1 protein-coding gene is annotated in these 268 nt (G+C 45.5%); it reads left to right on the forward strand.

Annotated features, from left to right (window positions below):
* On the forward strand, positions 1–207 hold a 207-nt coding region (mtrB, locus tag SB660_RS20995), incomplete at its 5' end, for a trp RNA-binding attenuation protein MtrB (protein WP_410584309.1).
* Between the last annotated feature and the right edge of the window lie 61 nt (positions 208–268).

A 268-nucleotide genomic window follows, 5' to 3' on the forward strand; every position in this document is an offset into this window, starting at 1 on the left:
GATTTTGTCGTCATTAAAGCCGTTGAGGACGGAGTGAATGTGATCGGCCTGACAAGAGGAACAGACACAAAGTTTCACCATTCCGAAAAACTCGACAAGGGAGAAGTGATCATCGCTCAGTTTACAGAGCATACTTCTGCCATTAAAGTCAGAGGAGAGGCACTGATTCAAACCGCGTACGGAGAAATGAAAAGCGAAAAAAAATAAGCTGGCTGTCCCCGCTGTTAAAAGCAAATGCTCGCAAACAGCGGGAGGATACAGCCAATTT

It is taken from the genome of Bacillus sp. SIMBA_005 (genome assembly GCF_046535585.1).
GTDB lineage: Bacteria > Bacillota > Bacilli > Bacillales > Bacillaceae > Bacillus > Bacillus pumilus.